18 protein-coding genes are annotated in these 17,622 nt (G+C 59.0%); 12 read left to right on the top strand and 6 right to left on the bottom strand.

What is annotated here, in order from left to right; genetic code table 11:
• Positions 1-162 precede the first annotated feature (162 nt).
• The 3 genes from fdhD to PspCFBP13528_RS07520 all read left to right on the top strand — a co-directional run bounded on the left by fdhD (position 163) and on the right by PspCFBP13528_RS07520 (position 4,133).
• Positions 163-1,002, top strand: a complete 840-nt coding sequence (gene fdhD, locus PspCFBP13528_RS07530; protein WP_065950041.1) for a formate dehydrogenase accessory sulfurtransferase FdhD — start codon at positions 163-165, stop codon at positions 1,000-1,002.
• A complete protein-coding gene (locus tag PspCFBP13528_RS07525; protein ID WP_065950040.1) occupies positions 999-3,347 on the top strand; it encodes an FdhF/YdeP family oxidoreductase in 2,349 nt (782 codons plus the stop codon). The genes fdhD and PspCFBP13528_RS07525 overlap by 4 nt, the downstream gene beginning before the upstream one ends.
• Positions 3,348-3,644: 297 nt before the next feature.
• Complete coding sequence (locus PspCFBP13528_RS07520; protein ID WP_065950039.1) at positions 3,645-4,133, top strand: YMGG-like glycine zipper-containing protein; 489 nt, start codon at positions 3,645-3,647, stop codon at positions 4,131-4,133.
• Between the two features lie 75 nt (positions 4,134-4,208).
• Here the strand turns inward: PspCFBP13528_RS07520 and PspCFBP13528_RS07515 are convergent, their stop codons facing one another.
• The 3 genes from PspCFBP13528_RS07515 to PspCFBP13528_RS07505 all read right to left on the bottom strand — a co-directional run bounded on the left by PspCFBP13528_RS07515 (position 4,209) and on the right by PspCFBP13528_RS07505 (position 8,061).
• Positions 4,209-4,640, bottom strand: a complete 432-nt coding sequence (locus PspCFBP13528_RS07515) for a thioesterase family protein (RefSeq protein ID WP_137199919.1) — start codon at positions 4,638-4,640, stop codon at positions 4,209-4,211.
• A 23-nt stretch (positions 4,641-4,663) separates the two neighbouring features.
• Positions 4,664-6,601: a RecQ family ATP-dependent DNA helicase gene (locus PspCFBP13528_RS07510; protein WP_137199918.1), complete on the bottom strand. Its 1,938-nt coding sequence runs from the start codon at positions 6,599-6,601 to the stop codon at positions 4,664-4,666.
• A gap of 284 nt (positions 6,602-6,885) precedes the next feature.
• Positions 6,886-8,061, bottom strand: a complete 1,176-nt coding sequence (locus PspCFBP13528_RS07505) for a tetratricopeptide repeat protein (RefSeq protein WP_101219796.1) — start codon at positions 8,059-8,061, stop codon at positions 6,886-6,888.
• Between the two features lie 176 nt (positions 8,062-8,237).
• Here PspCFBP13528_RS07505 and PspCFBP13528_RS07500 point away from each other — a divergent pair, with 176 nt between their 5' ends.
• The 5 genes from PspCFBP13528_RS07500 (at position 8,238) to PspCFBP13528_RS27765 (ending at position 11,014) form a co-directional block, all read left to right on the top strand.
• Positions 8,238-8,408, top strand: a complete 171-nt coding sequence (locus tag PspCFBP13528_RS07500) for a YhfG family protein (protein ID WP_003236014.1) — start codon at positions 8,238-8,240, stop codon at positions 8,406-8,408.
• Complete coding sequence (locus PspCFBP13528_RS07495) at positions 8,408-9,007, top strand: putative adenosine monophosphate-protein transferase Fic (RefSeq protein ID WP_065933407.1); 600 nt, start codon at positions 8,408-8,410, stop codon at positions 9,005-9,007. The genes PspCFBP13528_RS07500 and PspCFBP13528_RS07495 overlap by 1 nt, the downstream gene beginning before the upstream one ends.
• 299 nt (positions 9,008-9,306) lie before the next feature.
• Complete coding sequence (locus PspCFBP13528_RS07490) at positions 9,307-9,603, top strand: hypothetical protein (protein ID WP_065933408.1); 297 nt, start codon at positions 9,307-9,309, stop codon at positions 9,601-9,603.
• A 291-nt stretch (positions 9,604-9,894) separates the two neighbouring features.
• On the top strand, positions 9,895-10,377 hold the full coding sequence (locus PspCFBP13528_RS07480; protein WP_065933409.1) for a hypothetical protein: 483 nt from the start codon (positions 9,895-9,897) through the stop codon (positions 10,375-10,377).
• 4 nt (positions 10,378-10,381) lie between these two features.
• The gene (locus PspCFBP13528_RS27765) at positions 10,382-11,014 is read left to right on the top strand and encodes a DUF1493 family protein (RefSeq protein WP_232790543.1); all 633 of its coding nucleotides are present in this window, start codon (positions 10,382-10,384) and stop codon (positions 11,012-11,014) included.
• Positions 11,015-11,217: 203 nt separating this feature from the next.
• Here the strand turns inward: PspCFBP13528_RS27765 and PspCFBP13528_RS07470 are convergent, their stop codons facing one another.
• Entirely contained in the window at positions 11,218-12,759 is a 1,542-nt protein-coding gene (locus PspCFBP13528_RS07470) for a phosphoenolpyruvate carboxykinase (RefSeq protein ID WP_065893786.1), read from the bottom strand.
• A gap of 179 nt (positions 12,760-12,938) precedes the next feature.
• Positions 12,939-13,841: an Hsp33 family molecular chaperone HslO gene (gene hslO / locus PspCFBP13528_RS07465; protein WP_065884633.1), complete on the bottom strand. Its 903-nt coding sequence runs from the start codon at positions 13,839-13,841 to the stop codon at positions 12,939-12,941.
• A 121-nt stretch (positions 13,842-13,962) separates the two neighbouring features.
• Here hslO and PspCFBP13528_RS07460 point away from each other — a divergent pair, with 121 nt between their 5' ends.
• Positions 13,963-14,766, top strand: coding sequence for a phosphatase PAP2 family protein (locus tag PspCFBP13528_RS07460; protein ID WP_065950033.1), 804 nt, complete (start codon positions 13,963-13,965; stop codon positions 14,764-14,766).
• Between the two features lie 136 nt (positions 14,767-14,902).
• Here the strand turns inward: PspCFBP13528_RS07460 and PspCFBP13528_RS07455 are convergent, their stop codons facing one another.
• Positions 14,903-15,310, bottom strand: coding sequence for a S4 domain-containing protein (locus PspCFBP13528_RS07455; protein WP_065950032.1), 408 nt, complete (start codon positions 15,308-15,310; stop codon positions 14,903-14,905).
• A gap of 116 nt (positions 15,311-15,426) precedes the next feature.
• Here PspCFBP13528_RS07455 and PspCFBP13528_RS07450 point away from each other — a divergent pair, with 116 nt between their 5' ends.
• The 3 genes from PspCFBP13528_RS07450 to rimK are packed head-to-tail and all read left to right on the top strand — an operon-like array spanning position 15,427 to position 17,603.
• On the top strand, positions 15,427-16,206 hold the full coding sequence (locus PspCFBP13528_RS07450; protein ID WP_065950031.1) for an EAL domain-containing protein: 780 nt from the start codon (positions 15,427-15,429) through the stop codon (positions 16,204-16,206).
• A 45-nt stretch (positions 16,207-16,251) separates the two neighbouring features.
• Positions 16,252-16,701, top strand: a complete 450-nt coding sequence (locus PspCFBP13528_RS07445) for an ATP-dependent zinc protease (RefSeq protein WP_170827547.1) — start codon at positions 16,252-16,254, stop codon at positions 16,699-16,701.
• A complete protein-coding gene (rimK, locus tag PspCFBP13528_RS07440; RefSeq protein ID WP_003171022.1) occupies positions 16,698-17,603 on the top strand; it encodes a 30S ribosomal protein S6--L-glutamate ligase in 906 nt (301 codons plus the stop codon). Before PspCFBP13528_RS07445 ends, rimK begins: the two co-directional genes overlap by 4 nt.
• Positions 17,604-17,622 lie beyond the last annotated feature (19 nt).

The raw sequence follows: 17,622 nt of genomic DNA, 5'->3' as shown, positions 1-17,622 counted from the left end.
CAAGACTAGACCAGTCCCAGGGATTTGGGTTCCAGGCCATCCCTACCCGCAAACCGAGCCCTGATCGACGCCATCTATCAATACATCAATACTGGCAATTAGACGCGACGCTTTGTCGCGCCTAGTCTGAACACTGATCAATCCGCCGGTGGTAACTGCCTCATGAACGCCAAGCGCCCCACCTGCGCGGCGCCCGCCCTCGAAACGCCAGCGCCCGCCGCCAGCCAGAGCTATCAGTACAGCAATCTCGAACACACCGACGTCGGCCGTACTGCGCTGGCCGAAGAGGTGGCGTTGGCGATTGCCTATAACGACATCAGCCAGGCAGTCATGCTGGTAACGCCGACCGACCTGGAAGATTTCATTGTCGGTTTCAGCCTTGGCAGCGGCATCATCAGCGACGTTAGCGACATATACGACCTCAAGCTCAGTGGCGCGGGCTCCGCCCAGTATGCCCAGGTACAGATTTCCAGCCGTGCATTCTGGAACCTCAAGCAGCAGCGCCGCCAATTGGCTGGTACCAGCGGCTGCGGCCTGTGCGGTGTCGAAGCGGTGGAGCAGGCCTTGCCCGACCTTCAGGTGCTGCCCGGCGCGCCCTTGCCACCGGCCGAATGGCTTGATGGCCTGCGCCAGCGCATCAGTGCATTCCAGCCACTGGGCCAGCACAGCGGCGCGGTGCATGCGGCGGTGTTTATGAATGATCAGGGCGAATTGCTGATGGGCCGCGAAGACATCGGCCGGCATAACGCTCTGGATAAATTGATTGGTGCCTTGATCCGCCAAAAGATTCCGACCGACGGCGGCCTGGCGATCGTCACCAGCCGCTGCAGTCTCGAATTGATCCAGAAAGTCCTGCGCGCGGGCATCCAGACCCTGGTCAGCCTGTCGTCGCCCACCGGCCTGGCCCTGCAATGGGCGCGCCGGCATAACCTCAATCTCATCCACCTGCCGCAGAAAAGCGCGCCGCGGGTCTACAGCCCTGCGATGGAGTACCAGCCATGAGCCTTCACCACCAAGCCGACCAGACCCCAACCCCACGCTACAAGCCCTATAAGGGCCCGGCCGGCGGCTGGGGCGCGTTGATCAGCGTGGCGCAAGCCTGGCTGACCAGCGACAACGCGCTGAAAAACCTGCGCATGATGCTCAAGACCAACCAGAACGGCGGCTTCGACTGCCCGGGCTGTGCCTGGGGCGACTCGCCGGAAAGCGGCATGGTCAAGTTCTGCGAAAACGGCGCCAAGGCCGTCAACTGGGAAGCTACCAAGCGCCGCGTGGACGCGGCCTTCTTCGCCAAGCACAGCGTTACCGCGCTGCTGGAACAAAGCGATTACTGGCTCGAATACCAAGGCCGTCTCACCGAGCCCATGCGCTACGACGCCGAGACCGACCGCTACCAGCCCATCAGTTGGGAAGCCGCGTTCGACCTGGTCGGCAAGCACCTCAATGCCCTGCCCAGCCCGGACATGGCCGAGTTCTACACCTCGGGCCGCGCCAGCAACGAAGCCGCCTACCTGTATCAGCTGTTCGTGCGCGCCTACGGCACCAATAACTTCCCGGACTGCTCGAACATGTGCCACGAAGCCAGCGGCGTCGCCCTGGCACAGAGTGTGGGCGTGGGCAAAGGCACCGTGACCTTTGATGACTTCGAACACGCCGACGCGATTTTCGTCTGGGGCCAGAACCCCGGTACCAATCACCCGCGCATGCTTGAGCCGCTGCGCGAAGCGGTGAAACGCGGCGCCCAGGTGGTGTGTATCAACCCCCTGAAAGAACGTGGCCTGGAGCGCTTCCAGCACCCGCAACATCCGCTGGAAATGCTCACTAACGGCGACAAGCCGACCAATACTGCCTATTTTCGCCCGGCGCTGGGCGGCGATATGGCCATCCTGCGCGGCATGGCCAAGTTCCTGCTGCTGTGGGAGCGTCAAGCGCTGGCCGAAGGCAAGGAAGCCGTGTTCGACCATGGCTTCCTCAATGAGCACACCGTTAACGTACTGGACTATCTGGGCCAGATCGATGACACCTCCTGGGAGGAAATCGTCGAGCAGTCCGGCCTGACACTGGTGGAGATCGAGCAAGCCGCGCGCATGTATGCCAAAGGCAAGAACGTGATCATGTGCTGGGCGATGGGCATCACCCAGCACCGTCACTCGGTGCCGACCATCCAGGAAATTGCCAACCTGATGTTGCTGCGTGGCAACATTGGCCGCCCAGGTGCGGGCCTGTGCCCGGTACGCGGCCACAGCAACGTGCAGGGCGACCGCACCATGGGCATCAACGAGCGCCCACCGATGGCGTTCCTCGACTCACTGGAGCGCCGCTTCCAGTTCCAGGTGCCGCGTACCAATGGGCACAACGTGGTCGAAGCCATCCACGCAATGCTCGAAGGTCGCGCCAAGGTGTTTATCGGCCTGGGCGGCAACTTCGCCCAGGCCACGCCCGACAGTACCCGCACCTTCGAGGCGTTACGCAACTGCGACCTGACCGTGCAGATCAGCACCAAGCTCAACCGCAGCCATCTGATGCACGGTAAAGACGCCCTCATCCTGCCGTGCCTGGGCCGTACCGACATCGACATTCAGGCCGACGGCCCGCAAGCGGTGACGGTGGAAGACTCGTTCAGCATGGTCCACGGCTCCAATGGCCAGTTGCAGCCGCTGTCGAAACTGATGAAATCGGAGCCTGCGATCCTGGCCGGCATCGCGGCCGCGACCCTGGGCAGCAAACCCGTGGACTGGAACTGGCTGGTCGCCGACTACGGCCGCATCCGCGACCTGATCGCCGATACCATTCCAGGCTTCAAGGACTTCAACGAGAAGATCAAACATCCCGGCGGCTTCTATCTGGGTAATTCCGCTGGCGCACGCCGCTGGAACACCCCATCGGGCCGCGCCAACTTCCGGCCGAACGTCCTGCCCAAGGACCTGATTCACGAGCGCACCCATGCCACAGGGCGGGTGCCGGACCTGATCATGCAGTCGATGCGCTCCCACGATCAGTACAACACCACGATCTATGGCCTGGACGACCGTTATCGTGGGGTCAAGGGGCAACGGGATGTGCTGTTCGTCAACGAAGCCGACATCATCCGCCTGGGCTTCAAGCCGGGGCAAAAGGCAGACATCATCTCGTTGTGGGAAGACGGCCGTGAACGCCGTGTGAAAGGCTTTACCCTGCTGGCGTTTGATATTCCGGCTGGGCAGGCGGCGGCTTACTATCCGGAAGTGAACCCTCTGGTGCCATTGGAAAGCACGGGCGACGGGAGCCATACGCCAACGTCGAAGTTCGTCGCGATTCGTTTGGAAGCAGCGAGCGACACTGGCTTGATCATGGCGCGCTCGGCCTGATTCGGTTCGGCAGACAAGCCACCTTCCATACTTGAAATGCATTTCAAATGTGGGAGCGGCTTGCCCGCGAAGAGGCCAGCATCCTCAACACACATTTTACGGGCACAAAAAAAGGCCGCTTTTACATAAAAGCGGCCATTGCTAAGTAACTAAAGACTCGTAAAAACGACTTAAGTTCCCTATACAAAACAGCAACTTAGCAAATTGTATACAACTGCTGCCACCGGTCGGATTTCGATTGTCAGCGTCTCGATACAACCTCAGGATCGCGCCGTCATCCCCTTGAGGTTTCCCTGAATGAAGTTCTCCTCGATTCTCTTGTTGTCCCTTGGCCTGGTCAGTGGCGCAGCCATGGCCGGTGGCACCACCGAAGCCGGTGTGGGCGGCGCATTGGGCGGGGTGCTAGGCTCGGTCGTCGGCCAGCAGTTGGGCGGCAACACCGGTTCGGCCATTGGCGCTGCGCTGGGCGGCGCGGGCGGTAGTGCGGTCGGCGCCGACAAGCGCAGCCGTGGCGAAGCAGCCATTGGCGGCGCACTGGGCGCAGCCGGCGGCAACGTGGTCGGCCGCAGTGTCGGCGGCGGCACCGGTGCACTGATCGGTTCGGCGGCCGGCGGTGGCGCAGGTGGCGCGCTGGGCAACTACATGGGCAACAAGAGCGATGACGATGACCGCCGTTACCGTGGCCGTGACGACCGTCGCTACTACCGCGATGATCACCCGGGCCGCGGTCATGCCTATGGTCATCGCAAGAACAAGCACAAGCGCCATCATCGCTATGATGACTAAGGCCTGACGAAAATCCCATGTGGGAGGGGGCTTGCCCCCTCCCACATTTGGTTCTGCAGCGTTTGCGGGACCGAGTCAGGCTACCAACCGCTGCAACGCCTCGCGCAACAGCCCCGGAATCGTCACCGGCTGGTTCGACGCTCTATCCACAAACACATGCACAAAGCGCCCCGCCGCGCAGGCCTCTTGCTCGCCAGCCTTGAACACCGCCAGCTCATACTGCACCGAACTGTTGCCCAGCTTGCCCACCCGCAAGCCGATTTCGACGCGCTCGGGAAAAGCGATCGACGCAAAATAATCACACGCCGAACTCACCACAAACCCAACCACTTCACCGTCATGGATATCCAACCCGCCTTGTTCGATCAGGTAGGTATTCACCGCCGTGTCGAAGAAGCTGTAGTAGGTCACATTGTTTACATGGCCATACACATCGTTATCGTGCCAGCGCGTGAGGATCGGCTGGAAGTGGGGGTAATCGGCACGTTGTGGCACTGAGTCAGGCATGGGCACCTCGGGTGAAAGTGGGTTTACAGCTCATTCAAATGGGCCTCGGCCCACTCGCGTACATCGGCGTAGGGGTAGTCCTCCAGTGCGGCGAAACCGGGAATGCCCCGCGCCTTCAACTTGGTGAACAACGGCACGCTGATCCCGCCCAGAAAGCGCGTCAGCCGTTCCGCACCCGGTAATTGGCCGGTGTGCTCATGATGCCTGTGGATAAAATCATCGCACAGGCCCATGAAGTTTTTATCCACAAGCGGCGGCAAGCTCGGCGGCGCCGGCAAGTGCGCGACATGCCCGTGGCACACCGAGCAGTGCCCACAACGCTGCGGCGCGTTTTCATCGCCAAAATACTGCGCCAGGCGTTGCCCAAGGCAGCGCTCGGTGGCGAACAGATCGAGCATGGCGTGAATTCGCGCCACCTCCGTCACCTCGTGTTGCTTGAAGCCTGTGTATAACGCGGTGCTCAGCACCTGTGCGTCGAAATCGGTATTCAGCAAGCTGTAAACCTCGGTCATCTGCTTGCTTTCCAGCTCGATCAGGCCCTGCTCCTGGAAGTAATCCAGCGCCTTCACCACTCGGTTGCGCTCGGCATTGTGCTGCTGATACAGCGCGTCGAAATCCACCGTTGCCCAGGTTTTTGCACGCTTGCACACCTGGATGATCGCCGCGACAAATTGCTGCCGCTCGCCGGAGAAACGCGCGAGCAAGGCCTCGGGTTCGATCAGGTACTTGAAACGGTATTCGGCATAAAACGCGTAGCGCGGCGCGATCACGCTCTTGAGCTCCAGCTGTACCAGCAGCGTCTTCAACGGCAGCTCGCGAATATTGCTGTGGTCCGACAAAGACCTCAGCAAAAACTCCCACTGGCCCTCGCCCCGTGCGGCTTGCAACTCCTCCAGCACTCGACGGATACCCTCCTGCTCCGGCGTATCGCCGTACACGAAGTTCTCCAGCACATTGAGGCTGTCGCGGTTGGCCAGCACCAGGCAGTCGGAGGGCCGCCCATCACGACCGGCCCGGCCGATTTCCTGGCTGTAGTTCTCGATGGATTTGGGCAGGTCGAAGTGCACAACGTTGCGGATGTCACTTTTGTCGATGCCCATGCCAAACGCGATGGTGGCGACGATGCAATTGGAGCGCCCGCCCATGAAACGCTGCTGGATGCCCTCGCGTTTATCGTGGGGCAGACCGGCATGATACGCCTCGGCCTGGATGCCATTGCGGTTCAGGTGCTCGGCAATCTGCTCGGCGGTTTTCTGCAGGGTGACGTACACGATGCTCGGCTGATCGGCCCGCTCGCTCATCCATTGCACAAGGCGACGGCGCTTGTCCGCGCCGCTTACCGGCCCCACCAGCAAGTTGAGGTTGGGCCGGTAAAAGCCGGTGGTAATCACATCCTGCGGCGCAATCGCAAACTTGGCCTGCATATCGGCAATCACGTTGGGTGTGGCCGTAGCCGTCAGCAGCAGCGCTTGCGGGATCTTGAACTGGCGCTGGTAGTCCGGCAGCTTCAGATAGTCCGGACGGAAATTGTGCCCCCATTCGGAAATGCAGTGCGCCTCGTCCACCACCAGCAAGGAGATCTGCACGCTTTGCAGGAAGTTGCGAAAGCGCTCGTTCTTCAAACGCTCCACGGAAATCATCAGGATTTTCAGTTCGCCCGAACGCGCACGGGCCATCACCTCGTTGGCATCATCGCGGCTCTGGGCCGAATCGATACTGCCCGCTGAAATGCCGTGGCGCTTCAGGAAACCCAACTGGTCCTGCATCAACGCCAACAGCGGCGACACCACCAGCGTCAGGTGCGGCAGCAGTACGGCCGAAAGTTGATAACACAGCGACTTGCCAGACCCGGTCGGGAAAATGGCCGCTGCCGAACGACCGGCCAATACGGCGCTGACCGTTTCTTCCTGGCCCGGACAAAACTGCGGATAACCGAAGACCTGCTGGAGGGTGTCGTGCATAGGCTGTCACTCCATTGACCGTTGAACATGGCTTAAAAACGTAGCCCGGAAAGCTCAGCGGATCGAGAAAGGTCGCATGGAAAAAAGAGACAGGATGATACACAGGCTGGGAGATGGCCCAGGGCCGAAGTAGGAATATTCCAAAGTAATAGCAGGAAAACACAGATCCAAATGTGGGAGCGGGCTTGCTCGCGAAGGCGGTGATCAGTCAGCATATTTGATACTGACGGACCGCGTTCGCGAGCAGGCCCGCTCCCACAGTTTAGAGCTTCACTCAGGCAGGATCAGCGATTCTGCACCCGCTCGATCGCCGTGTCGTACACCGGATTGGCTTTCTGTTCCTTGGCCAACTGGTAGTGACGCAACGCATCGGCAAACTGCCCTGCCGCTTCGTAGATCCGTGCAATGTTGTAGTAGGCACCCGCGCGTACGGTTGCCGCATTGGCACCCGTCGCCAGGGCAATGGCCTTGCGGTTGGCCCAGATCGACTCCGCGGTATTGCCTGCCTTCTGATATGCCAGGCCCAGATTGCCGTAGGCCTTGCCGAAGCCATTGTCCAACTCGATGGCCTGGCGGAACAGGTCGATGGCCTGGTCAAGGTTCCCGGCCTGATAGGCCGCTTCGCCTTGAACGTTCAGACGCTTGGCATCGGTTTGGGCCGAAGAGCTGACCGCGACAGCCGCCACCGCAACACTGTCATCCAGTAACGGTTTGACTTCATTGAGCACATTCGCAGCATCCACCATCACGCCGTTGAAGGTGTTGATGTCCTGGAAGTCGCCGCTGCCGGTCATGCGAAACACGGTCCACAGGTTACCGCTGCGGTTTTTCGGCACGTAGTAGGTGCGCACCAGGGATTGGCCCATGTACACAAACACCTTGGCTTCACTGTTGGACAACTGGCGCGAACCTGGATTGCCGCCGTTGCTGTAGTCATGCACGGCGTAAACGTAGCTTTCGCCGTAGTGCTTCTTCTGCAGGGTGATGGTTTCCGGGCCGTAGCTGTCGGTGTCGTCCACGTCCAGCTCGGCGTCGGTGCCAGTCTTGTTCTCGAAGTAGATATTGTTGCCGGGGAAGATCATATGGGAGTCGAGATCGTCCGGCGTCTGGCCCCAGGTCAGCACCACGCGCAGACCATCGAGGTTTTCCATGACCGGGCTGACGGCATAGGTCATGCCCTTGCACGGGCATTTCACCACCAGGTTGGAGTAGCCCGGTTTCTTGATGATCAATAGATTGCTGGCGTCGTCAGCCGCCTCGCTGGTCAGCGTCACCTGCCCCTGGGCGTTGGTGCGGCCTACAACGTTCTGCGCACCGTTGCGTTGCAACAGCACCTCGGCATCGGCGATCTTCTGGTCCTTGACCACCGCGCTGAGCACCTCGATCGGCAACTGCTCGGCCTGGATCGAAAAAGCCACCGCACACAATGACATCGCCGAAGCGACACGAAGCAAACCCATGCTTAACTCCCTTTAAGTAGAAGGCGGAATCGCCCTACAAGATTTTGCGGTGAAACATACGCTGAATTCAGCGCGCTGGCGGATTTTTTATAAGGAATGTGACGTGGTTTTTATCCTGCCTTTCCCTTGATGCATTGCGCTACAATCAAAGCCTTGCTAACCAGGAGTACGCTGCAATGAGCGAACTGACTTTTGAGCAAAAACAGGATCACTATCACAAGATCCGCCGTTCCAATTACCTGGCCAGCCTGCGCCTGGAAGGGTTCGACACCCAACCGGCCGACGTCGACAAACCCTTGCCGACCCGCGAAGCCGTGCTTGCCAAGTACCGCAATACCCCGCGCTGATGCTCGACAAATACGGGGTGGGCCAGGACCCATACTGCTACCCCGGTAGCAGCGTCCTGTGCAACCGCCTCGATTTGCTTGACGAAACCAGCCTGCACGAGGCGGAGCGGGAATTATCTGAAATCGCCGCAGGTAATCTCGCCCTCTTCCCGCCGCCTTATGACCTCAACCGCTTGCAACACATCCACCGCATCCTGTTCGGCGACATTTACGACTGGGCCGGCGAACTGCGCAGCGTCAACCTCCAGAAAGGTGACACCCTTTTCTGTACCCCAGAACGCATCCTGCCGGAAGCTGCGAAGATCATTCGGCGTATGGAGGAAGCAAACTGGTTTATCGCCATTAGCCAGGCCGAACTGGTAAAGCAGGTTGCCGAGGCTTACGGCGACCTCAACGTCATTCACCCCTTCCGCGAAGGCAACGGCAGAGCGCAACGGATTTTGTTTGAACAAATCATCGTAAATGCCGGATTTTCGGTGAACTGGTGGCTGGTGAAACACGCGTCGTGGGTACCCGCGAATATTGATGCGGTGGCGTGTGATTATCGGGGGTTGGAGGCGATTTTTGAGCGGTGTATCAGCAAGCCTGTCAGTGGGTGATTGCATCACGAACGATTAAACCATCTGTTTATTGCCCAATAACACACTCACTTCTAAGGTTCGTTCCGTCGCTGCCAAATCAGCGACCGGGTTTGGTCACCCAGAAAACAGCACACATAAGTGCCATTGTCTGCTCTGCGTACGTCTATCGTCTCGTATTGCAGTGCTATGGCGGCTGTGTGGGGGACGTCTTCGGACGTGCCGGTGCTGTTTCCGGTTGGCCAACCCGCGCACAGTCCGCCACCCACCGTTTGGCCACGGTGATGTCGGTTACCTAACAGCAAACCGAGTACCTCCAAATGCAAACACCTGAAACGATGGAGCGCTATCGTCAGCTACGCACCAACTTCACCGACACCCACCCACTTCTTATCGACACCGAAGCCAACGCCGAAGACATCCAGTCCGCCGCCCATCAACGCATCCGCGCAGCCACGGACTTGCTCGAAACTTTCTCCTGCCTGACCTTCGAACACGCCGACCTCAAAGACATTTCACACATTATCAATGCCCTGTACCTGCTCGTTCAGGACGGCTGTGATTTGCTGGAAGCCGCGCAACACGTACAACTGCAACCTGAACAAGCGCAAATCTAAGCAACGCCCTATGTAGGGGCGAGCTTGCTCGCGAAAATCGTCAACGATGACGCGGTAAATCAGAAAGAACGCGGCGTCCTTGAGTTTTTCGCGAGCAAGCTCGCTCATACAATTGAGCAGTTTCGCCTGTTAAATCACTGCCAAGCCATAAATGCCGGAGTCCACTGTAGGAAACCACCAAACGTTGCGCCATCCCTTTCCCAAACTGCTTCAAATACCCGCCCAACCCTCTATAGAAGTTACGCGTAGCTGAATGAAAATAGCGCGGTCTCAACTGCTCGGCAGAACCCCGTGAACATCGAAAGGACTCAACACATTGGCCACTATGGCGTCATCTTCACAGTGATTCGCTTCACTGTTTTACCTGAAAATCGCCACGCCTTGGTCGACCTATGCCCGCTGGAAGCAGGAGACTCCGCAAACGAGGTACGCAATCACCTCAGGGATCTTTACGAAAAAATGCTTGCCCGTGACTTGCCCTGCAAAATAACAGTCGCGATTTCAAAGCCGCTGAGTCGACAGCAGGCAGACTTGCTTAACACACGAGGGGAAATCCTTGCAGGGTTGATAGGCAGCGCTTTGGCAGCGCCTGTCAGCTTGGTATCTCGACCCATCGGAGGCATCGTAGGGACGACCGCCAGCCTGATAGTCAAAGGGATCATTCGCAGCTATCACGCCGGCGATGTCATTATCGGTCTCGACGCGCAGGTCAACGGCGGTATCGGCCCTCAGCGATCACTGTCGGCCATGGTCCGACAGTTTCAGGGTGGCTAATACGATGACCGATTACACCCAGTGGATCAATCTGCTGTTCCTCCTTGTACTCGCTGCAATAATTGAGAGGACAATAAAGCTGTCAGTACTCAGAAAATGGCTTGGACTTTGCCTTCTTATAACGGGACCAGCGCTTCTGTTCCATGCCACCAATTGGATCAAAGAAACGCACCTGGAAAGCCTGCCGATAGTTGCCCTTGTGACAGGAATCGGGTTATTGAGCACCCAGAATCTTTATTGCAAAGCACAAAACACTCACCCTTTATTCATAGCCGCAACCATGAACCTCGCCCCCGACTTCCCCGAAGACCCCGTCATGCAGCAGCTCCTGCAATTGCTGCACGAAGAAATTGGCCTGCCGAAGCACAGGACCATCCGCCTGCAAACCTCACTCAACTTCGACCTGGGCTGTGATGGCAGTGAGGCCAAGCAGCTGATGGAAGCGCTGGAGCAGGAGTTTGCGCTCGACCTGGGCGACTTCGACACTTATCGCTACTTCAACCCGCCGGTGTTTGATGTGTTTCTCAAGCGTCGAGCCAAGGGGCGTGGCGAAAAAGTACCGCTGACCATCGGTATGCTTTATTTGGCGATCAAGACCCATAGCTGGGATACGCAAACACTGGAAAACCTGAGCTGACCTGAAGTACACCGAGAATCAAGTGTGGGAGGGGGCTCGCCCCCGATAGCAGTGTGTCAGGCGGCCCACCTTTGACTGGGACACCGCAATCGGGGGCAAGCCCCCTCCCACATGGGATCTGCGCAAATCCGGCGAGTGGGATACAACCTGTCGCGCACAAAAAAGCCGCCCACGAGGGGCGGCGTTTTCACAACTTAGGAATCTTACAACTTAGGCCCGGCAGCCTTGATCGCATCACTCACTTCAAACTTCTTGAAGTTCTCGACGAACAACCCGGCCAGCGCCTTCGCTGCTTCATCGTAGGCCGCCTGGTCAGCCCAGGTGTTGCGTGGGTTCAACAGGCCGGTCTCAACGCCCGGTACGGCCAATGGCACGTCGAGGTTGATGGTGTCGAGGTGCTCAGTCTCGGCACCGATCAACGCGCCGCTCTGGATCGCTGCGATCACGCCGCGAGTGGTCGGGATGTTGAAGCGTTTGCCGACACCGTAGCCGCCGCCGGTCCAGCCGGTGTTGACCAGGTAGACCTTGGAGCCGAAGCCGCGGATGCGCTTGATCAACAGCTCAGCGTATTCACCGGCCGGGCGTGGGAAGAACGGTGCACCGAAGCAGGTGGAGAAGGTCGACTTGATGCCGCTGCCCGAACCCATTTCGGTCGAGCCCACCAGTGCGGTGTAGCCGGACAGGAAGTGGTAGGCCGCTTGTTCTTCGCTGAGGATCGACACGGGCGGCAGTACACCGGTCAGGTCGCAGGTCAGGAAGATCACCGCGTTGGGCTCGCCGCCCAGGTTCTTCTCGGAACGCTTGGCAACGTGCTCCAACGGGTAGGCGGCGCGGCTGTTCTGGGTCAGGCTGACATTGGTGTAGTCAGCATGCCCGGCTTCGTCGATAACGACGTTTTCCAGCACGGCGCCGTGCTTGATGGCCTTCCAGATAACCGGCTCGTTCTTCTCGGACAGGTCGATGCACTTGGCATAGCAACCGCCTTCGATGTTGAACACCACGCCTTCGCCCCAACCGTGTTCGTCGTCACCGATCAGGTAGCGGCTTTCGTCGGCGGACAGGGTGGTTTTACCGGTACCCGACAGGCCGAAGAACAGGGTCACGTCGCCTGCTTCGCCGATGTTGGCGGCGCAGTGCATCGGCAACACGTCGGAGGCCGGCAGCAGGAAGTTCTGCACCGAGAACATGGCTTTCTTCATTTCACCGGCGTAACGCATGCCGGCGATCAGCACTTTTTTCTGGGCAAAATTGAGGATCACGCAACCATCGGAGTTGGTGCCGTCACGCTCTGGCACGCACTCGAAGTTGGCCACGTTGAGCACTTGCCACTCGTCACGACCGGCCGGGTTGTACTGGGCCGGGTTGATGAACAGGCAACGACCGAACAGGTTCTGCCAGGCAGTCTGGGTGGTCATTTTCACGGCCAGGTAGTGGTCTTCGGAAGCCCCTACGTGAACGTGGGAAACAAAGTGTTCCTGCGCGTTGTTGAAGGCTTCTACGCGGTTCCACAGGGCATCGAACTTGTCGGCCGGGAACTTGCGGTTGATCGGGCCCCAGGCGATTGCGTCCTGGGTAGTAGGCTCTTCAACGATGAAGCGGTCGACCGGCGAACGGCCAGTGCGGTGACCCGTTTCTACGACCAGCGCGCCAGTATCGGCAAGCACGCCTTCACCGCGCTGCAGGGCTTCTTTGACCAGATCGTCAACACTCAGATCGGTGTATACGGCGTTATTGGCTTGCGTCATGAGGTTCCCCGTCGGCCTATGGCCGAGTGCTCCAAACGTTTTGTAGTAGAAAGTTGCGCACTACTACCGCGAAAAAAGTGGGCCGGATTATGCCAGAAAAGCCCAAAAAGAGTAGGGCCCTCCCGTCAGAACGCCTCTAATCCGGCATTTGGCAGGTGATTTACCTGTGCTTAAACGTTTTAGTGACGGGTGTCGGAAGGGGTGTCGCTGCCTGCACCGGCGAATAATTGAGCAACATCGGCGGCATCGAACAGATAACGCTCGTTGCAGAACTGGCAGTCGATCTCGATATGGCCACCGTGTTCCACCACCAGATTTTGCGCATCTTCCAGGCCAAGGCTGACCAGGGCGTTGGCGGAACGCTCGCGGGAGCAGCTGCAATTGAAGCGCAGGGACTGCTCGTCGAACAGGCGCACCGCTTCTTCGTGGTACAGGCGATGCAGGATGGTCTCGTTGTCCAGGCCCAGCAATTCTTCAGCAGTCAGGGTGCCAGCCAGGGCGGTCAGCTTGCGCCAGCTATCGGTGCGCTCATCCTCGTCCTTGATACGGTCAGCCGGCAACTGCTGCAACAACAGGCCGCGAGCACGCTTGCCGTTGGCGTTGAGCCAGAACTTGGTGCCGACCTGCTGGGACATGACGAAATAGTTGGTAAAGCAGTCCGACAGGGTCTCGCCGTCCAGATCAACGATGCCCTGGTAGCGCTGGCCCTCGGTCGGGTCAACGGTGATCGCCAGCACGCCATCGGCCATCAGCTCGGAAAATGTCGCGTCCGGGGTGATCCGGTCGACGTCATAGCGAGCCAGGCCACGGATTTCGCGCTCGCTGGAACACTCGATCATCAGCATCGGGATCGGACCTTCGGAACGCGCCTGCAGGATCAGCAAGCCGTCGAATTTCATCGTGCCCACCAGCAGCGCAGCCGCCGCCATCAACTCACCGAGCAATTGCGCGACCGGCTCCGGATACGCGTGTTTGGCAAGGACTTCGGCATAGCTGAGCTCCAACGAGACCAGCTCGCCGCGGGCGTCGTTCTCATCAAAGATAAAGCGTTGGGTGAAGTCGGTGTCCGGTAGATCAGTCATAGGTCTGGGTATCTGAAGTGATGACAAAATGATTACAACGTTTATAAAATTAAACGCTTTAGCACCACATTGGTGCGGTTTCTCCTGAAACAAGGAGCCAACGAGCGATGAGGGACAGTTTATGAACAATCCGGGTTTGTTCCAAGCGAACTGGAACCTCCGGCGATGGGCTCTTTGCAATCTAGTCGCTATCGGGCTGCTGTGTTTCTGGCTGTGGCCCACGGGCCAGATGCTGTGTGTGATTTTCGACGAGTGGCTGTTTCACCTGCTCAATGGCCCGCTGGCCAGCAACTCCACCTGGCTGCACGTGTGGGCTGTGGCGAGCCTGCGGCCATTCGACGCGATCGTCGGGGTGATTCTGCTGGCCCTGCTGATTCGCGGCGACTGGGTATTCAAGGCCGTACAGGTGCGCCAGGCGTTCTTTGGTTTCCTCGGGATTCTGCTGCTGTTGCTGTTTATCCGGATGCTGTTTTCCAAGCTCGCGGCGCACATGGGTTGGCAGCACAGCAGCCCGTCGATGGTGATCGATGGCGCGATTCAGATGAGCGATTTTTTTCCCGGACTGGAGAAAACCTGGGAATTGAAAGACCGTTCGAGCCAGAGCTTCCCCGGCGATCATGCTTCGGTGTTGTTGATCTGGGCGATGTTCATGACGGTCTTCGCCAGACGCATCGGGCAAATCCTGGTGATCTGGGGCCTGGCGCTGTTGTTCATGATGCCGCGGCTGGTGGCGGGCGCGCATTGGGGGCAGGACGATTACATCGGCGGGGTATTGCTGGCGCTGTTGGCCCTGGGCTGGGGTTACTACACGCCGTTTGCGGCGAAGGTGTCGGGGTTTCTGTTGCGGGTAACAGCGCCGGTGTTCGGGTTGCTTGGCAAACTGCCGGTGATCGGGCGCTTGAGCGTCATGCGCACGAATCCTTAACGACGCAGACCAAATGTGGGAGGGGGCTTGCTCCCGATAGCAGTGGGTCAATCAGCTGATCTGTGGCTGACACTGCGCAATCGGGGGCAAGCCCCCTCCCACATTTTTGATCTCCTTATGGATGGAGATTGTGCAATCAATCATCATTGCCGCTGCCGCGGAATTTGAACAGATCGCGACGCTGCTTCTTGCTCGGCTTGCCGTCGGTGGTCAGGCCTGAAGCCCCCGCCTTGCGCATGGCTGCGGCATTTTCACGCTTGGCAATACTGGCTTCGGTTTCCGCGTACAACGTCTGCGCTTCAGGCGCGCCACGGCGCACGATAGAGAGCGCTTGCACCACGACAGTCTTTTCATCAAACCCTGTACGAATCTGAAACTCATCGCCGACGCGCGGTTCCTTCCCCGGCTTGCAGCGCTCGCCGCGATGGTGCACCTTGCCGCTCTCGATGGCGGCCTTGGCCAGGGCACGGGTCTTGTAGAAACGCGCGGCCCACAGCCACTTGTCCAAACGGACTTTTTCTTCCTCTTCCTGCTTTTGAGCCACTTGAATTCCTCGCTCTGAAAAATGTCGCAACCTTACCGTTGAAACCCTTCGACGCATTAACCCCAAGGCTCACCTAAGATACGCCAGGTAGCACCCTGTTTTCGCGAGGATACGCCGTGACCGACTTTCCCGTTTCACTCACCTCGCCCAACCAGCGGTGCGTGGGTTGCCAGCAAAGCGAGCCGCTGGGGTTCGATTTTGCTTTCGCCTACCAGCCTATCGTAGACCTGCGTGACCGTTCGATATTTGCCAATGAAGCCTTGGTGCGCGGCACTCAGGGAGAAGGCGCGTTGTCGGTGCTGGCACATGTCAACGAAACCAATCGCTACCGCTTCGACCAGCGCTGCCGCACCCAGGCCATTGCCGGCGCCGCCGCCTTGGGCATGCAAACGTATCTTTCCATTAACTTCATGCCCAATGCCGTCTACCGTCCCGAATTGTGTATCCGCAGCACCCTCGAGGCCGCCCGCGCGCACAATTTCCCGCTGGACCGCCTTATTTTCGAGACCCTGGAAAGCGAGCATGTAGATAACTATCGCCATTTGACGAATATTCTGCGTGAATACCGCGAATTCGGTTTCAAGACCGCCATCGACGATTTCGGCGCGGGCTATTCGGGGCTGAATCTGCTGGCCGATTTCCAACCTGATCTGATCAAGCTCGACATGGCGCTGATTCGCGATGTCGACCAAGACCGTGTCCGCCAGGTGATCGTCCGGGGGATTGTCACAATCTGTGAGCAGTTGGGGGTTACTGTCATCGCCGAAGGCATCGAAAGTGCCGGCGAGCGAGACTTCCTCTCCGACTGTGGAATATTTCTAATGCAAGGCTACTGGTTCGCCAAGCCCGCATTCAATGCCCTGGCCAAGGTTGCACCTCAAGCCTGGGCAAAATGACGGTAACCCTATTTGAAGACATTTGACCATTTGACCGTTGTGGGTCTGCGTGAGTGGGTGGCCCTTCCCGACCTGGGAGTGGCGGGCCTGCGCGCCAAGATCGACACCGGTGCCAGCACCTCGAGCCTGCACGCCACCGAGATCGAGCCGTTCGAGCGCGACGGCGAGAAGTGGGTGCGCTTTACCGCGCACCTGGGCAGCGTGGTGCAATTGCGCCACCGGCGTTGCGAAGCGCCCCTGGTGACGATGAAAACCATCAAGAGCTCCAACGGCCATGCGCAGGTGCGCTACGTGATCAGCACCACCCTGGCGTTGGGCGATCGGGTATGGCGAGTGGAATTCACCCTGGCCTGCCGCAAAGCCATGCGTTACCGCCTGTTGCTGGGCTCCAAGGCGCTGATTGACGGCCAGTTGGTCGTCAGCCCGGCCGTAAAATACGTACAAGACAAGCCGGTGTTCCCGGTCTCCACTATTTCTGCCCCAGGTGCTGCATGAAGATTGCTGTGCTGTCGCGAAACCCGCGTCTGTATTCCACCCGCCGCCTGGTCGAGGCCGGCACCGAACGTGGCCATGAAATGGTGGTGATCGACACGTTGCGGGCCTACATGAACATTGCCAGCCACAAGCCGCAGATCCACTACCGTGGCAAACCGCTGGAAGGCTTTGATGCGGTGATCCCACGCATCGGCGCCTCGGTGACCTTCTATGGCTGTGCGGTACTGCGCCAGTTTGAAATGATGGGCGTTTTCCCGCTGAACGAGTCCGTGGCCATCGCACGTTCGCGGGACAAGCTGCGCTCGCTGCAACTGCTGTCGCGCCGGGGTATTGGCCTGCCGGTGACCGGCTTCGCCCACTCCCCGGATGACATCCCCGACCTGATCGAAATGGTCAATGGCGCGCCGCTGGTGATCAAGGTGCTCGAAGGCACCCAGGGCATCGGCGTGGTGTTGTGCGAAACGGCAACGGCCGCGGAGTCGGTGATCGAGGCGTTCATGGGCCTCAAGCAGAACATCATGGTGCAGGAGTACATCAAGGAAGCGGGTGGTGCGGATATCCGCTGCTTCGTGGTGGGCGACAAGGTGATTGCCGCCATGAAACGCCAGGCCAAGCCGGGCGAGTTTCGCTCCAACCTGCACCGTGGCGGCAGCGCCAGCCTGATCAAGATTACCCCGGAGGAGCGCATGACCGCACTGCGTGCGGCCAAGGTCATGGGGTTGGCCGTGGCAGGTGTGGATATCCTGCGCTCCAATCATGGCCCCCTGGTCATGGAGGTCAACTCATCGCCGGGCCTGGAAGGGATCGAGACCACCACCGGCAAGGATGTGGCGGGAATTATCATTCAGCACCTGGAAAAAAATGGCGGGCCGAATATGACTCGGACCAAGGGCAAGGGCTAAAAAGCAGCTATGAGCTTCA

It is taken from the genome of Pseudomonas sp. CFBP13528 (assembly GCF_005233615.1).
Lineage (GTDB): Bacteria > Pseudomonadota > Gammaproteobacteria > Pseudomonadales > Pseudomonadaceae > Aquipseudomonas > Aquipseudomonas fluorescens_AM.
The sequence above is the reverse complement of the archived record's forward strand: the minus strand, read 5'-3'. Positions and strand labels throughout refer to the sequence as shown.

Coding starts and splice junctions, on each gene's coding strand:
- fdhD (WP_065950041.1), top strand. CDS start 163: ATGAACGCCAAGCGCCCCACCTGCGCGGCGCCCGCCCTCGAAACGCCA.
- PspCFBP13528_RS07525 (WP_065950040.1), top strand. CDS start 999: ATGAGCCTTCACCACCAAGCCGACCAGACCCCAACCCCACGCTACAAG.
- PspCFBP13528_RS07520 (WP_065950039.1), top strand. CDS start 3,645: ATGAAGTTCTCCTCGATTCTCTTGTTGTCCCTTGGCCTGGTCAGTGGC.
- PspCFBP13528_RS07515 (WP_137199919.1), bottom strand. CDS start 4,640: ATGCCTGACTCAGTGCCACAACGTGCCGATTACCCCCACTTCCAGCCG.
- PspCFBP13528_RS07510 (WP_137199918.1), bottom strand. CDS start 6,601: ATGCACGACACCCTCCAGCAGGTCTTCGGTTATCCGCAGTTTTGTCCG.
- PspCFBP13528_RS07505 (WP_101219796.1), bottom strand. CDS start 8,061: ATGGGTTTGCTTCGTGTCGCTTCGGCGATGTCATTGTGTGCGGTGGCT.
- PspCFBP13528_RS07500 (WP_003236014.1), top strand. CDS start 8,238: ATGAGCGAACTGACTTTTGAGCAAAAACAGGATCACTATCACAAGATC.
- PspCFBP13528_RS07495 (WP_065933407.1), top strand. CDS start 8,408: ATGCTCGACAAATACGGGGTGGGCCAGGACCCATACTGCTACCCCGGT.
- PspCFBP13528_RS07490 (WP_065933408.1), top strand. CDS start 9,307: ATGCAAACACCTGAAACGATGGAGCGCTATCGTCAGCTACGCACCAAC.
- PspCFBP13528_RS27765 (WP_232790543.1), top strand. CDS start 10,382: ATGACCGATTACACCCAGTGGATCAATCTGCTGTTCCTCCTTGTACTC.
- PspCFBP13528_RS07470 (WP_065893786.1), bottom strand. CDS start 12,759: ATGACGCAAGCCAATAACGCCGTATACACCGATCTGAGTGTTGACGAT.
- hslO (WP_065884633.1), bottom strand. CDS start 13,841: ATGACTGATCTACCGGACACCGACTTCACCCAACGCTTTATCTTTGAT.
- PspCFBP13528_RS07460 (WP_065950033.1), top strand. CDS start 13,963: ATGAACAATCCGGGTTTGTTCCAAGCGAACTGGAACCTCCGGCGATGG.
- rimK (WP_003171022.1), top strand. CDS start 16,698: ATGAAGATTGCTGTGCTGTCGCGAAACCCGCGTCTGTATTCCACCCGC.